The 15,066-nt window shown below is 39.0% G+C and carries 12 protein-coding genes and 1 other annotated feature; of the genes, 11 read left to right on the forward strand and 1 reads right to left on the reverse strand.

What is annotated here, in order from left to right:
- The first annotated feature begins 6 nt into the window (after positions 1–6).
- The 3 genes from hemL (at position 7) to ysxE (ending at position 3,873) form a co-directional block, all read left to right on the forward strand.
- Positions 7–1,293, forward strand: coding sequence for a glutamate-1-semialdehyde 2,1-aminomutase (gene hemL / locus COD92_RS04185; RefSeq protein ID WP_098529820.1), 1,287 nt, complete (start codon positions 7–9; stop codon positions 1,291–1,293).
- A 299-nt stretch (positions 1,294–1,592) separates the two neighbouring features.
- The gene (gene spoVID, locus COD92_RS04190) at positions 1,593–2,729 is read left to right on the forward strand and encodes a stage VI sporulation protein D (protein ID WP_255286625.1); all 1,137 of its coding nucleotides are present in this window, start codon (positions 1,593–1,595) and stop codon (positions 2,727–2,729) included.
- Positions 2,730–2,832: 103 nt separating this feature from the next.
- On the forward strand, positions 2,833–3,873 hold the full coding sequence (ysxE, locus tag COD92_RS04195; RefSeq protein WP_098529822.1) for a spore coat protein YsxE: 1,041 nt from the start codon (positions 2,833–2,835) through the stop codon (positions 3,871–3,873).
- Positions 3,874–3,890: 17 nt separating this feature from the next.
- Here ysxE and COD92_RS04200 read toward each other — a convergent pair whose 3' ends face one another.
- Positions 3,891–4,085, reverse strand: a complete 195-nt coding sequence (locus COD92_RS04200) for a hypothetical protein (protein WP_098529823.1) — start codon at positions 4,083–4,085, stop codon at positions 3,891–3,893.
- A gap of 160 nt (positions 4,086–4,245) precedes the next feature.
- Positions 4,246–4,478, forward strand: a binding site (T-box leader).
- A 53-nt stretch (positions 4,479–4,531) separates the two neighbouring features.
- On the opposite strand from COD92_RS04200, the gene COD92_RS04205 reads away from it, so the two are divergent.
- The 8 genes from COD92_RS04205 (at position 4,532) to COD92_RS04240 (ending at position 15,066) form a co-directional block, all read left to right on the forward strand.
- Positions 4,532–7,174: a valine--tRNA ligase gene (locus COD92_RS04205; protein ID WP_098530110.1), complete on the forward strand. Its 2,643-nt coding sequence runs from the start codon at positions 4,532–4,534 to the stop codon at positions 7,172–7,174.
- Positions 7,175–7,238: 64 nt separating this feature from the next.
- Entirely contained in the window at positions 7,239–8,555 is a 1,317-nt protein-coding gene (locus COD92_RS04210) for a bifunctional folylpolyglutamate synthase/dihydrofolate synthase (protein WP_098529824.1), read from the forward strand.
- A gap of 182 nt (positions 8,556–8,737) precedes the next feature.
- Positions 8,738–9,181 carry a prepilin-type N-terminal cleavage/methylation domain-containing protein gene (locus tag COD92_RS04215; RefSeq protein WP_098529825.1) on the forward strand — a complete coding sequence of 148 codons (444 nt, stop codon included), beginning with the start codon at positions 8,738–8,740 and terminating at the stop codon, positions 9,179–9,181.
- A complete protein-coding gene (locus tag COD92_RS04220; RefSeq protein WP_098529826.1) occupies positions 9,166–9,633 on the forward strand; it encodes a prepilin-type N-terminal cleavage/methylation domain-containing protein in 468 nt (155 codons plus the stop codon). Before COD92_RS04215 ends, COD92_RS04220 begins: the two co-directional genes overlap by 16 nt.
- A gap of 8 nt (positions 9,634–9,641) precedes the next feature.
- On the forward strand, positions 9,642–11,006 hold the full coding sequence (locus tag COD92_RS04225) for a PilX N-terminal domain-containing pilus assembly protein (protein ID WP_098529827.1): 1,365 nt from the start codon (positions 9,642–9,644) through the stop codon (positions 11,004–11,006).
- Positions 11,007–11,262: 256 nt separating this feature from the next.
- Positions 11,263–12,051 (forward strand): hypothetical protein, encoded by a 789-nt coding sequence (locus COD92_RS04230; protein WP_098529828.1) that lies wholly within the window; start codon positions 11,263–11,265, stop codon positions 12,049–12,051.
- A gap of 23 nt (positions 12,052–12,074) precedes the next feature.
- The gene (locus tag COD92_RS04235) at positions 12,075–13,391 is read left to right on the forward strand and encodes a VanW family protein (protein WP_098529829.1); all 1,317 of its coding nucleotides are present in this window, start codon (positions 12,075–12,077) and stop codon (positions 13,389–13,391) included.
- Complete coding sequence (locus COD92_RS04240; protein ID WP_098529830.1) at positions 13,375–15,066, forward strand: GspE/PulE family protein; 1,692 nt, start codon at positions 13,375–13,377, stop codon at positions 15,064–15,066. Before COD92_RS04235 ends, COD92_RS04240 begins: the two co-directional genes overlap by 17 nt.

Here is a 15,066-nt window from a genome sequence, read left to right on the forward strand (position 1 = left end):
AAAAGAATGCGTTCGTATACCAAATCGATTGAAGCATTTAAAGAAGCCCAAAATCTAATGCCTGGCGGTGTGAACAGCCCGGTTCGTGCCTTTAAATCCGTTAATATGAGCCCGATCTTTATGGAAAGAGGCAAAGGGTCAAAAATATATGATATAGACGGCAATGAATATATCGATTATGTACTATCGTGGGGTCCGCTGATTTTAGGGCATTCCAATGATCGTGTCGTCGAGGCCTTGAAAAAAACAGCTGAATTCGGGACAAGCTTTGGTGCCCCAACTGAGTTAGAAACAAAATTAGCACAACTTGTAATTGAGCGCGTGCCGTCGATTGAAGTAGTCAGAATGGTCAACTCCGGAACGGAAGCGACAATGAGTGCACTTCGATTAGCACGAGGCTATACAGGCCGCAACAAAATTTTAAAATTCGAAGGCTGCTACCATGGCCATGGCGACTCCTTATTAATTAAAGCAGGTTCAGGTGTCGCTACATTAGGGCTGCCTGACAGCCCAGGTGTTCCTGAAGGGATTGCTAAAAATACGATTACGGTTCCTTATAATGATCTTGAAAGTGTTAAATATGCATTTGAGCAATTTGGCGATGATATTGCATGTATTATCGTGGAGCCAGTGGCTGGAAACATGGGTCTTGTTCCGCCACTTCCAGGCTTCTTAGAAGGTCTTCGTGAGCTGACAACAGCCAATGGTTCGTTACTCATTTTTGATGAAGTTATGACCGGTTTCCGTGTCGGCTACAACTGTGCACAAGGCTATTTTAATATAACGCCTGACATTACCTGTCTTGGAAAAGTCATCGGCGGCGGACTTCCTGTTGGTGCTTACGGTGGTAAAGCTGAAATCATGCAGCAAATCGCTCCAAGCGGCCCAATTTACCAGGCAGGGACACTCTCAGGTAACCCGCTTGCAATGACGGCAGGTCTTGAAACATTAAGCCAATTAACACCTGAGCACTATCAAGAGTTTATCCGCAAAGGTGATCTGCTGCAAAAAGGTTTTGAAGCAGCGGCTGAAAAGTATGATATTCCAATTAGTTTTAACCGTGCAGGTTCGATGATTGGTTTCTTCTTCACGAACGAAGCTGTCATTAACTATGAAAAAGCAAAGACATCTAATTTAGACTTCTTTGCGGCCTATTATCGCGAAATGGCTAATCAAGGGGTATTCTTACCACCATCTCAGTTTGAAGGCTTATTCCTATCCGTAGAGCACTCTGATGAGGATATTGAAAAAACGATTCAAGCAGCTGAAGTTGCTTTCTCGAAACTTAAATAATAACTGTTTTTGCACCCGCTTTGTTAAGAGTGGGTGTATTTTTTTTTTTTTTTTTCATAATTGGGTGTAAGTGGAAAATTATCCAATAAGCAAAGAAAATGAGACAATCATGTTCAAAAATGAGCCAAACCCGCCGAAAAATGAGCCAATTATCACCTAAAACGAGCCAATCTAACTGAAAAATCAGCCAAACAGAATAAAGAGCCCATCAAAAACATTTCTTTTTGCAAGTCAGAATACCATTTTTATCATAAAAAATTGTCCTCCCACATAGAGTTTAAGTGACATAGTGATTTTGCGTGGAGGATACGAAAGGAGGAGTCGCTTTGTCCCAAGAGAATCAATCGTGTCTGCGATTTTCCTTGGAGGAGTCATTGTGGTTTAGAAAAGGACAGGAAGTCGAGGAACTCATTTCGATTTCCCTAGACCCGGACATCACCATCCAGGAAAACGATCAGTACGTAACCATACGTGGTTCGCTCCAACTAACTGGCGAATATAAAAGTTACGAAGCAAGCGAAGTGAGTGAAGAGGAAGGGGTTACCTCCCAAAAATTTGTCGAGAGAGTAGCTGAACTGGAAGAGGCGGGATCCTGTGAATTTTCGCACAGATTCCCAGTCGATATCACGATTCCGAATAATCGGATTCAAAGCATCTATGATATTGACGTCCTTGTAGAATCATTTGATTATTCCATCCCAGAGCGCAGCTGCATCAAGCTTTCCGCCGAGTTAACGATTAGTGGCTTATATGGGAATGAACAAGTTGAACAGCAGCAGCAAGAGGAAGAGCAAGAGTTTGAAGTGCTTCACCGTTATGAAGAGGAAGAAGTGGAAGTAGAACAACCTGCCGTCCATAGCAGCTTTGAAAACAACTTCTTGTTTGAAGCCGAAGCAAGGAAACCGCAGGAAGAAGAAGAACCAGTTGAAATCTTACCGAATTTCCCTACCTTCAATTATCATCCTCAGGTCGAGGAAGAAGAGGAGGAAGAGACAGAAGAGTATTCTCCTGCATGGAATTTGCAGGAGGCTAGGAGTGAAGGGAGCCATCCTGAAGCGGTTGAAACGACCGCAGAAGTTATTGTAGTGAAAGATCACGCTCCACAGCACCATGAAGAAATTATTGTTGCAGAAGTGGAAATTTCTGAGGAAAGTTCATCTTCTTCTTCAGAAGAGCCGCCAAAAGCAGTGAAAAAGAAGAAGGTTGCTAAGAAGAAAAGTATGACGTTGACAGAGTTCTTTGCCCGTAAGGATGAAAGAACAGGCCAAACGAAATTAAAGGTTTGCATTGTTCAAAAAGGGGATACGGTTGCTAGCTTAGCAGACCGCTATGATGTATCCGTTCCGAACCTACTCCGTGTCAATAATCTTGATTTAAATCAAGATGTATCTGTTGGTCAGGTTCTTTATATTCCAGGGACACTGGCAAAAAATTAGAGGATGAACAAAAAGATGAGCGGGTTTTTTTCCAACCTGCTCAGCTTATTTTTCTTAAAGTTTTACTAATCTTCGCCTTTCATTGAAAGAGAGATGACATCTCATGAGCGAAATGAATCGGTTAGGATCCATAGCACCAATTTTACAAAATTATCTTGTCGAGCCTTATTTTGTTGAAGACTACGGGATTGTTCAAAAGGTTTATTCTAATAAGGGCACCTTTGCACTGAAAAAAATCCCTCCTACAACAGGGACAGATTTCATCCGTCATGTTCACCTGCTATATCAAAAAGGCTTCAACCGCATCGTCCCCATCTATCCAACCATGGATGGCAGGTATGCGGTTTTACATGAGAATAATCTTTATTATTTAATGCCGTGGATGCCCAATGATCAAAAAGAAAACCGTGATCAGCAAAATTTCGAGTTATTTAGAGAGTTAGCTAGACTTCATACCCTGTCTGCGAAGGAAGTAACGGTCAACAAAGAAGAACGTACTGAGCACTACGAAACCACCATTCAGCAGCTTGAAAAGCACCAGGAATTCCTTGATGGCTTCATGGATGAATGTGAAAAGAAGACCTATATGTCACCGTTTCAGTTGTTGTATTGCTTATACTATAACGAAATCAGCCAGGCGCTCCGGTTTTCGAAAGCCAAATTCGAGGAATGGTATGAAACGACGAAAGAAGACGAAAAGGCACGAATGGTGATTACTCACGGGAAATTATCTCCCGAACATTTTCTCTACGATGACCGGGGGTACGGTTTTTTTATTAATTTTGAAAATGCCCGTTATGGGTCCCCCATCCATGATCTGCTCCCATATTTATCAAGGGCCTTAAACACAAGACCAAAGCGGAGTGATACCGCGATTGACTGGGTGTATCATTACTTTAAGTATTTCCCTTATAAAGAGGATGAAAAGTTATTATTCAACAGCTATTTAGCCTTACCCGTTCCGATCATGCAAGTGGTCGATAGCTATTACAAGAAACAAGGAAGAAAGAATGAAATGAAGTTTGTTCGAAAACTGCAGGAGAAGTATTGGCACTTGAAAAATTCAGAGTATGTTGTGATGCGGATGACCGAAATCGAGAACCAACGAAAGCAGGCAAAAGAAGGAGCCCAGCAGCAGTCATAACCTGCATGATGGGCTCCTTAAATTATGTCAAAATAGAGGGAAACAGCAATCACAAGAAAAATGGTTAACAGCAATACATCGAGAATGGTTGGTAAAAACAGTGTGCGGATAAATTGAAAGATGCTGAAGGGAACAATCAATTGTGCGGCAATCCTGCGTGAAGTGATAAACCAGGGACGGTATTTATATTTGTGGAAATTGTTTCGTTTCACGTTTCGAACCTCCCCAACAAGATAAAACTTTTATTTATGTATATTCCAAAAGCCTATAGAAGTTCTCTTCATCTTTACATAGTGTATAAAAAATAAAAAAATTGGTCATCCTGATTGACGTCACTCCCCTTTTTTGGGTAGTATAACAATATAATTTAAAATGAGAGCTACGACAGGGAAGAGTACAATGCACTCCTGCTTTAAGAGAGGGAAATCATTAGCTGGAAGATTTCCTATGCAGAACATTGGAAAGTCGCCCATGAGCTTCTTCTGCGAACGGAGAAATCCTAGTAGTTGAAGACGGATAAAATCCGTTATCTAAGTTAAGAGCCAATCGTGTTTTTGGATTGGAAAAAAGGTGGTACCGCGAAGCAAACTCCATTCGTCCTTTTATGACGAAGGGGTTTTTTGTATTTAACGGAATTTTGAAGGAGGAAACAAACAAAATGGAAACAAAGGAATTAACAATGCCGACCAAGTACGATCCGCAAACAATTGAAAAAGGTCGATATGAATGGTGGCTGAATGGGAAGTTTTTTGAAGCAAAGGATGACGAAAACAAACAGCCGTACACAATCGTTATCCCGCCGCCAAACGTTACTGGAAAGCTTCACTTAGGTCATGCCTGGGATACAACCTTACAAGATATCCTTACACGGATGAAACGTATGCAGGGTTATGATGTTTTATGGCTGCCTGGTATGGACCATGCGGGTATTGCGACCCAAGCAAAGGTAGAAGAAAAACTTCGTAACGAGGGCAAAAGCCGCTATGATTTAGGCCGTGAAAAATTCGTTGAAGAAACATGGAAGTGGAAAGAAGAATATGCTTCCCACATCCGTCAGCAATGGTCGAAATTAGGTTTAGGCCTTGATTATAGCCGTGAGCGTTTCACCCTTGATGAGGGCTTATCTGATGCAGTTAAAGAAGTATTTGTCACCCTTTATAAAAAGGGTCTAATCTACCGCGGTGAGTACATTATTAACTGGGATCCTTCAACTAAAACTGCATTGTCAGATATCGAAGTAATCTACAAAGATGTTCAGGGTGCGTTTTATCATATGAATTATCCATTAGCAGATGGCTCTGGTCAGATTGAAGTAGCCACAACCCGTCCAGAAACAATGCTCGGTGATACCGCTGTTGCCGTTCACCCAGAAGATGAACGTTACAAGCATTTAATTGGCAAAACCGTTATCCTACCAATCGTTGGCCGTGAAATTCCGATTGTTGGCGATGATTATGTGGATATGGAATTTGGTTCAGGGGCTGTAAAAATTACACCTGCCCACGATCCAAATGACTTTGAAGTGGGGAACCGCCACAACTTAGAGCGTGTCCTTGTCATGAACGAAGATGGTTCTATGAATGAAAAAGCTGGAAAATACCAAGGCTTAGATCGTTTCGAATGCCGCAAGCAAATTGTTAAGGACTTACAAGAGCAGGGTGTTCTCTTCAAAATCGAGGAGCACATGCATTCTGTCGGTCACTCTGAACGCAGCGGTGCTGTTGTTGAACCATATCTTTCAACTCAATGGTTCGTTAAAATGCAGCCATTAGCAGACGAAGCGATTGCCTTGCAAAACAAAGAAAACAAAGTAAATTTCGTTCCAGATCGTTTTGAAAAAACGTACCTGCGCTGGATGGAAAATATCCGCGACTGGTGTATCTCTAGACAGCTTTGGTGGGGCCATCGTATTCCAGCTTGGTACCACAAACAAACAGGTGAAGTTTATGTTGGAACGGAAGCACCTGCAGATGCTGAAAACTGGGAACAGGATAAAGACGTGTTAGATACATGGTTCAGCTCCGCACTATGGCCGTTCTCCACAATGGGCTGGCCAAACACTGAAGCGGCTGATTTTAAGCGTTACTTCCCAACCGACGCTCTAGTAACTGGTTACGATATTATCTTCTTCTGGGTATCCCGGATGATTTTCCAAAGTATCGAGTTCACAGGAGATCGTCCATTCAAAGATGTTCTTATTCATGGACTCGTACGTGACGAGCAGGGCCGTAAGATGAGTAAGTCACTTGGTAACGGTGTAGATCCAATGGATGTTATCGAAAAGTATGGTGCAGATGCCTTACGCTACTTCTTATCGACAGGAAGTTCACCAGGCCAGGATTTACGTTTTAGCTTTGAAAAAGTTGAGTCCACTTGGAATTTTGCCAATAAGATTTGGAACGCTTCCCGCTTTGCATTAATGAACATGGATGGCTTAACATATGACGAAATTGATTTCAGCGGTGAAAAATCTGTTGCAGATAAGTGGATTTTAACTCGTTTAAATGAAACGATTGAGCATGTGACAAGACTTTCTGAGCGTTATGAATTCGGTGAAGTTGGCCGTGCACTATACAACTTTATCTGGGATGACTTCTGTGATTGGTACATTGAAATGGCGAAGCTTCCTTTATATGGTGAAGATGAAGCAGCTAAGAAAACAACGCGTTCGATCCTTGCTTATGTGTTAGACAACACAATGCGTTTGTTGCACCCATTCATGCCATTTATCACTGAAGAAATTTGGCAGAACCTCCCACATGCTGGTGAATCCATCACAACAGCAGCATGGCCGGTTGTAAAACCAGAGCTAACGGATGATCAAGCTGCTCAAGAAATGAAGCTGCTTGTAGAAATGATTCGCTCTGTACGTAATATTCGTGCTGAAGTAAATACACCATTAAGCAAGAAGATTAAAATGATTGTAAAAGCAAAAGATGAATCCGTTCTGAAAGCAGTAGAAAGCAACCGCAGCTATATCGAGCGTTTTTGTAATCCAGAAGAATTGCAAATGGGTGTAGATATCGAAGTACCTGAAAAAGCAATGACTGCTGTAGTTACAGGCTTAGAAATCATCCTGCCGCTTGAAGGACTCATTAATATTGACGAAGAAATTGCTCGTCTAAATAAAGAATTAGACCGATTAAATAAAGAAGTAGACCGCGTTCAGAAGAAATTAGGCAACGAAGGCTTTATGAAAAAAGCCCCTGAAAGTGTTGTGGCAGAGGAACGTGCGAAAGAGAAAGATTATCTAGAAAAAAGAGACACGGTCGAAGCGCGTATTAAAGAGCTAAGAGGATAACAAATTTGCCGAGACGAATTCAACACTGGGTTCGTCTCGCTTACATAAAAGGGGTGTACCAAAATTGTTTACTACTTATCAAGAAGCCCTCGACTGGATTCATGGGAGACTAAGACTAGGGATTAAACCAGGCTTAACACGGATGGAATGGATGATGGACAAGCTTGGCTCACCGGAAAAGAAAATTAAGGCCGTCCATGTGGGCGGGACCAATGGAAAAGGTTCTACCGTTACCTTTTTACGATCGATTCTCCAAGCGGCTGGTTACTCTGTTGGAACGTTTACTTCACCATATATTGAACAATTTAATGAACGAATTAGTGTCAATGGAAAACCAATTAGTGATGCTGAAATATTAGAACTTACTAATATTATCAAGCCGCTCGCAGATGAATTAGAGGGAACGGAACTAGGAGGACCTACTGAGTTCGAAGTGATTACGGCGATGGCTTTTTATTATTTCGCCAATGCAAGCAAGCTCGACATCGTTATTTTTGAAGTTGGTTTAGGCGGGCGCTTTGATTCCACGAATATCATCCACCCGTTAGCTTCGATTATTACCAACATTGGTTTAGATCATACAAATATCCTTGGTGATACCTATGAGGAGATTGCTTTTGAAAAAGCTGGGATTATCAAAAATAACACACCGATCTTTACGGCTGTGAAACATCCTGGTGCCTTAAAGGTGATTGAGGAAGTGGCAGAAAAGAAGTCTGCCCCTATCTTCAGATTCAATAAAGAATTTCAGATTTCCGGACATGAATCGATTGCCAGAGGTGAAGTTTTCGCCTTAAAATCGAAATCTCTATCTTTGGAGGAGCTCGAAATTAGTATGATCGGACAGCACCAGACGGAAAATGCCGCTCTTGCTGTTCTAGCCACTGACTATGTAAACCAAGCAGGTTTTCAAGTAACCGAACAAGCGATTCGAAAAGGGCTAAAAGAAGCGTATTGGCCAGGACGATTGGAAATCCTTTCAGAAAATCCGCTGGTGATTATTGATGGGGCACATAATCAGGAAGGAATCACTGCCTTAGTTCATGAACTGTCTAGCAGATACAGTGACCGACATATTCAGATCGTATTTGCAGCATTAAGGGATAAAAAACTGGATGAAATGATCGCGATGCTAGATGGAATTGCCAACCAAATTACCTTTGTCAGTTTTGATTTTCATCGCGCTGCCAAGGCGGAGGAATTATATCAAATTAGTCATTCAGAAAAAAAACTGGCAGCAAATGATTGGAAGTCATATTTGTTTGAGAAGATAAATAGCCTTGGATCAGACGAAATGTTAGTTGTTACGGGTTCTCTTTATTTTATTTCAGAAGCAAAACCATTTATTTGCGAAAAGATCGGAAAATATCCAAATAAATGAAAATATTAAGAGGGTGACCAAATTCTTTGGTCACCTATTTTTTTTACAATATACAATCTATTGAAAAGCATATATCATACTGTTAAACTGAAAATGAAATTAACTATCAAAATTATACAAAAAACTACAAAATATTTAAACTTCATAGCTTGTAATATACTAGAAATTAAAGGACGACGTATATGAATGAAAAGGGAATGACTTTAATAGAAATACTCGCCTCAATTGTTATCCTCTCTATTATTATTTTGTCAATGTTAACTATGATAGTTCAATCCTCCCGTTCTAATGCTATTTCAAAAAATATGATGAGTGCAACATATGTGGCCGAATCTACTATGGAAGAGTTAAACCGAACAGTTGCACTATCCACCGACTTAGTAAATTTTCCAAGTGAATTAAATAAGTTAACCAAATCTGATGGAACTCCAAAATACACTATGTTAAGTAACTTAAATGGCCAAGCTTTCTTTGAAACAACTGTCCCAGGTTATTATGTTTATATTGAAGCAAATTCTTCTTCAGGGAGCACTTTAGTAAAAGTGAAAGCAAAGGTTTATAAGGATAATTCCAAAGCAAAAATTGAAGCTCAAATGGAGATGCTGCAAGCATGGAAAAAACTGTAGATTTAACAATACAAAACAGTGAAAAAGGTGTTACGTTAATTGAACTTTTAGCTGCTCTTTCTCTTCTATCAATCATTTTGCTCTTAGCTAGTTCTGTTCATCTACTTGGACTAAAACAGTCAAGCAGTCAAACTTCAGAGATTCAAAATCAATCAAACGTCCGGCTGGCAATGAATATTATCACTAGAGAAATTCGCAAGGCTTCAACTGTAAGTTTTATAAATATTGATGATACGGATCTATCAAATGATCAGTTAAAGATCAATGGAGTCGACATTTATAAGTTGGAGAATAAAAACATTACGAAAAACGCTAATCCACTAATTACAAATATTCAAACGTTTACTCTTAAAAAGGTTAAAGATGACATGTATACCATTACTATTGCTAATATACCTTCTAATAATCTTCCACAAACAACACTTTCGAGCACGGTCTATATAAGAAAATAGGTGAAAAGATGAAAAGATTTTTTCTTCATATTAAATCATTAAATAATGAAAAAGGTGTAGCCTTAATTGTTGTTCTTTTAGTCCTGGTTGTTATTTCCATATTGGGAATTAGCTTAATTGGTCTTGCATCAACGAACCTTAAAATGAGCAGTGGTGACCGGGATACTCAATCTGCCTATTATATTGCTGAGTCGGGTGTTACTTATCGAATGAATATGATTGAGCCAAAGCTTAAAGAAGCTTATGGCCAGTCAGTGACTGGGGCTGATTTTTTTACAAGGGTAAATAATGCAATGGAAGTCGGAACGGTAAAAGAATATAAGGATTTTGAACAAACTTCAGGCGGTCAGCCTGTCGCCACCACAACCATTGAACAAATCCCTAGCAGTACGCCAATTTCATATAGTTATGACTATAAAGTAACTTCTATTGGTAAGATTAACAATCGGACAAGAAAAGTAGTTAAGGTATTTCACGTGTCCTGGAAACCACGGACAAGCGTAACGATACCGGCCGATACTGTCTTGTTTGTGAAAGATAGTCTAATCTTAAAAAACGTTCCGGTTGACGGATCGATTGGTACATCTGGCACAATGAGTGAGGTAACGCTAAATGGTAGCAAAGCAATTGTCTCGGGGAATATTTATACAAATGTAAGTACACCATTAAACATCCCTGATTTTCCGGTCTTTACGATAACAAATACAAACAATTATTCAATGACAACCACAGAACAAACATTAACCCTGAACAGTGATATCGCATTTAATTCCCTAACAGTTAACAGTGGTCAAACTTTAACCATTGATGTTGGAAGTTATAATATAAATTTAGTGTTAAACAACTTAAATGTTTACGGGAAAATTAAAGTTGTTGGAACAGGTAAACTTTCATTCTATGTAAAGAATATTAATATGGGAGCAGGAAGTATAATCGGTACAGAAGGAAATATCCTAGGAACCGACTCTAATATTGAAAAAATATATGTATTTTTAGAAGGTACGGCAGTGAATATTGGCGGGAAAATCTATGGATCCATGTATGCGAAAAACTCGGATATCGTGATTGATCCGGCAAAAGGAAAAGGCGTGCTTGGACATATTATTACCGGAGGATTTAATATAAGTTATCTGAGTAATGATAATACAGTTCCTAAAATGATCTTCGCACCCAATGCAAGTGTCTCTATAAATACTTCCTTTTCAGGTTCGATTATAGCTAGAACACTGACATCAAGTGGTAATGATGACAACTTTATATTTAAATTTGTCCAAATTAATTATGATAATTCTCCACTCTTTGTTGATAATGGTACCGGGCTTTCACCTGTAAAGGAAATGATAACAACTGAACCAACCAGAGAAAGTAATTAAAAAATTGAAATAGTATATTAAAGCCTCAATTATTGCTAATAGGTATTTTGGATTAGTCCCTTTAGCGATGATTGGGTTTTTTTCTTGTAAAAAAATATTACCAAGCTTCTTTCTTACTATGAAAAAATATAATACAATATTTAAAAGGTGTTTTTTTGTCAAAATTATGCATAAATAGTCGAAAGATCTTTAAAATTTAGAAATTAGTCCGTTGTTTTAATAGATAAATAGTCTAATAAAGAAAGGAATTCCATTTATGCTTTCATTTTTATGGGCCTTTGGTGCTACTTTGGCTTTACTTTTAATTCTTACAGTTTTACGGATTGGTTTCTCCTTTATAGGAAAGCTTAGTGTTGCTCTAACGGGTTTTATGCTGGCACTTGGAGGACTAACCACTGTTAATTCCCTCCCATTATGGCAGTCAGGGTTAATAATACTTCTATTGGCTTTAATTGCTGCCTATGTTATGGATACTCGGTTTGGGGCTGTTATATATAGTAAAGAAATAAAGTCATTCGATCTAGAAGCTGATGAAGAATTCGAGTATGTTGAATCAAATCCTAGGGTATTAGAAATGCCAGCTGAATTAGAATTATTAGACTTAAATACAGACAGAAAAGAATTACCTTCATTAACAGATATTGAAGAAAATCAGGTGCAAATAGTACAAGAACATTCAAAACAAGAATTAGAAGAAATTAGCCTTGAATTAGAGGCAGATGACCTTTTTGTGCTTAATGTAATAGAACAAGCTGAAAAAACAGAAATAACTGAGGATGATTTACCTAAAGAAGGCTATTTAGCAGATATTGAAAACTTACTACAAGAGGAATCAGCTGAAATGATCAGCACTGAGGATGAAGGCTGGCTTGAGGAAATAAATGATTTAGAAGTTTTAAGAGAAGACAAAGACATTATTGTTGAAGAAGACAAAGATGAACATTTCCTAGAAGATTTATTTCTTGCGGCTGAGGAAGCTGCGGCTGGGACAGAAGAACCTAAAAAGGACAAAGATACGGAGAGGGAAGTCAAATTACAAAAGTAGTTTGATAGATTGGGGGCAAAGAGATGAAAAGTTACACTCAGTTTTTTAAATTATTGTTTGTCCTTTTTTTTAGTACTGCCTTTATCTATAGTACCTCTCACTTTGGAGCAAAGGCATATGAACAATTGGCTAATCTTAATGGGAAATATTTAGAGGGAACTAAGATTGGTAACATAGATGTATCGGGGAAAACAGCTGCAGAGGCAGCCAGTTTATTAGAGAAACAGTACCTCGATTGGCTGAAAAACACAAAATTTACTTTTCAATTTAGTGATAAGACTGTTCCATTAGATTTGAACCTTTTTTACTTAGATAAAGAAACAACCATCAATTCAATTAAAGATGGGCAGTCCAACTCTGTCACTTTTTCAATCGATCTTATGCAACTTGAGGAGCAAGTAAGTATTCTTTTCCCAGAGCTTAACAGTAAAGAAGTTGATTTTACAAAACTAAAAACAAATTCAGAATCGTCAGCATCCACACTTCAGAATGGTGAACAAACTTTCAACCTATCAAAGGACTTCATGCTGGTAAATGCAGCGGATCAGGATGTTGTTATTAGTGAAGCTGTTCTTAACTTAAATGAGGTATCTGATGGACTTCAAGTTATAGTTGAAAAAAATCCAGAGGTTAAGATTGCTGAAGGAGCAACGTTTTCTGTTCTAGATTTTGCCAAGAATCAAAAGATAAATGACCCCTCTCTATTAAGTATACTTGGAACGGGGATTTATCAAGCACTACTTCCAACTAATTTTACAATTGTAGACCGAAATATAAGCAGTACACTTCCTAATTATGCAGAATTAGGATTTGAAGCACGCGTCAGTCCCGATAAAAACATGGATTTAATTTTTACTAATCCAAATAAAACAGGCTATACACTAGGACTGACAGTAAAAGACAATCAATTAAGTGTCAGCTTAAAAGGTGAAAAATTACTTTACAACTATAAAATCATTAAAAAGGATGAACAGTCATTAAAACCAAAAACGATTGTTCAATATAGTCCACTTTTAAAATCAGGTAATTCAGTGGTTAAAGCCGTGGGTGCCGATGGCAAATATGTAAAAGTTTACCGGGATGTGTACCAAGGAGAAATGCTGCTAAAGACTGAGTTCATTTCAGAGGATTATTATTCTCCAGCATATCGAGTCGAGATACATGCCTTAACTGGTACAACGCAGGGAACAGCATCGACCGGAAGTCAAACTACAACAACATCAACTCCTTCAACTGAAACTAGTCCTGATGGAAGTCAAACTACTTCAACATCTGGTACTACAACTCAAGATTCAAATGTTGATGACCTTTGGGGGAAGCCGAATGAACAGCCAAAATAAGGTTGATAACAATAGAAAACAATCAAGGAAACGTCTCGGGGAATTGTTAATTGAACAAGGTCTGATTACAAAGGAACAACTTGCTGCGACCTTAGATGACAAAGGGTCTAGTCAGAAACTTGGCGAGGCATTGCTCCAAAAAGGATATATCACGGATCAACAATTAGCTGAGGTGTTAGAAAATCAGCTGGGAATTCCACATGTTAATCTTGTTCAATACCCTTTTGACACCAGCCTTTTTTCCTTGATATCTAAGGATATGGCGAAAAGGAATTTTATTGTCCCGCTAAAAAAAGAGGGAAACAAACTGTTTGTGGCGATGGTCAATCCGATGGATTTTATTGTTATGGATGATTTACGTCTTGCAACGGGATTTCAGATTGAGGCAGGGATCGCTACGAAAGAGGATATCCTCCGCACTATCAACAAGTATTATGAAGATGATGATGGATTTAAGGAACTTTTTGATGACCTAGCGGCAAATGATCGGGCTAGGGATGAAAACGTGACCAACCAGGATTCACCGATTGTTCGGTTGGTTAACCAACTACTTACGAATGCAGTTATTCAAAAAGCCAGTGATATTCATATCGATCCGCAAGAAACAAAAATCGTGATCCGCTACCGTGTCGACGGTGTTCTTAGAGTGGAACGGACATTGCCACGTCAAATGCAAAGCGTATTAACAGCGAGAATTAAAATTATGTCCAATCTGGATATAACGGAACACCGGATACCACAAGATGGCCGGATAAAATTACATCTTGATTTTTATCCTATTGATTTGCGTGTATCGACACTACCCACAGTCTATGGCGAAAAAATTGTTATGCGTTTGTTGGACATGGGGGCAGCCTTAAATGATTTAAATAAGATTGGATTTAATGTCCTTAACTTTAAACGGTTTAGTTCGCTAATTGAACAGCCAACCGGAATTGTATTGATTACCGGGCCAACTGGCTCTGGGAAATCCTCGACCCTTTATGCGGCTTTAAATAAATTAAACAATGAAGAGGTCAATATCATCACAATTGAGGATCCAGTCGAATATCAATTGGAAGGGATTAATCAAATCCAAGTCAATCCTAATGTTGGGATGACATTTGCCGCCGGCCTGCGTTCTATTCTCCGGCAGGATCCGAATATTATCATGGTCGGAGAGATACGTGATAAAGAGACCGCGGAAATTGCCATACGTGCTTCCTTAACCGGGCATTTAGTTCTAAGTACCCTTCATACTAACGATTCTCTTGGAACCATTACCCGTTTGAATGATATGGGTGTAGAGCCGTTTATGATTGCCTCATCTGTTAGCGGTATTGTAGCACAGCGTCTTGTCCGTAAGGTTTGCCGCGATTGCGCAGAGGCACAGGAACCTTCTTTAAGAGAAAAGGAGATCTTCGCCAGACGTGGTTTGAAGATTGATAAGATTATTAGAGGAAAAGGATGTCCTTCTTGTAATATGACGGGTTATAAAGGAAGAATTGCCCTTCACGAGGTACTCGTCATTGACGATATCATGCGTAGAATCATTATGAATGATAATTCGTTTCAAAAAATAAAAGAGCAAGCGGTTAAAAATAAAACCATCTTTCTTATAGACGATGGGTTATTAAAAGTAAAACAAGGTTTGACAACAACAGAAGAAGTATTACGTGTTGCCATTCTAGAGTAG

Source organism: Bacillus sp. AFS037270 (genome assembly GCF_002585305.1).

Coding starts and splice junctions, on each gene's coding strand:
- hemL (WP_098529820.1), top strand. CDS start 7: ATGCGTTCGTATACCAAATCGATTGAAGCATTTAAAGAAGCCCAAAAT.
- ysxE (WP_098529822.1), top strand. CDS start 2,833: ATGAGCGAAATGAATCGGTTAGGATCCATAGCACCAATTTTACAAAAT.
- COD92_RS04205 (WP_098530110.1), top strand. CDS start 4,532: ATGGAAACAAAGGAATTAACAATGCCGACCAAGTACGATCCGCAAACA.
- COD92_RS04215 (WP_098529825.1), top strand. CDS start 8,738: ATGAATGAAAAGGGAATGACTTTAATAGAAATACTCGCCTCAATTGTT.
- COD92_RS04220 (WP_098529826.1), top strand. CDS start 9,166: ATGGAAAAAACTGTAGATTTAACAATACAAAACAGTGAAAAAGGTGTT.
- COD92_RS04225 (WP_098529827.1), top strand. CDS start 9,642: ATGAAAAGATTTTTTCTTCATATTAAATCATTAAATAATGAAAAAGGT.
- COD92_RS04230 (WP_098529828.1), top strand. CDS start 11,263: ATGCTTTCATTTTTATGGGCCTTTGGTGCTACTTTGGCTTTACTTTTA.
- COD92_RS04235 (WP_098529829.1), top strand. CDS start 12,075: ATGAAAAGTTACACTCAGTTTTTTAAATTATTGTTTGTCCTTTTTTTT.
- COD92_RS04240 (WP_098529830.1), top strand. CDS start 13,375: ATGAACAGCCAAAATAAGGTTGATAACAATAGAAAACAATCAAGGAAA.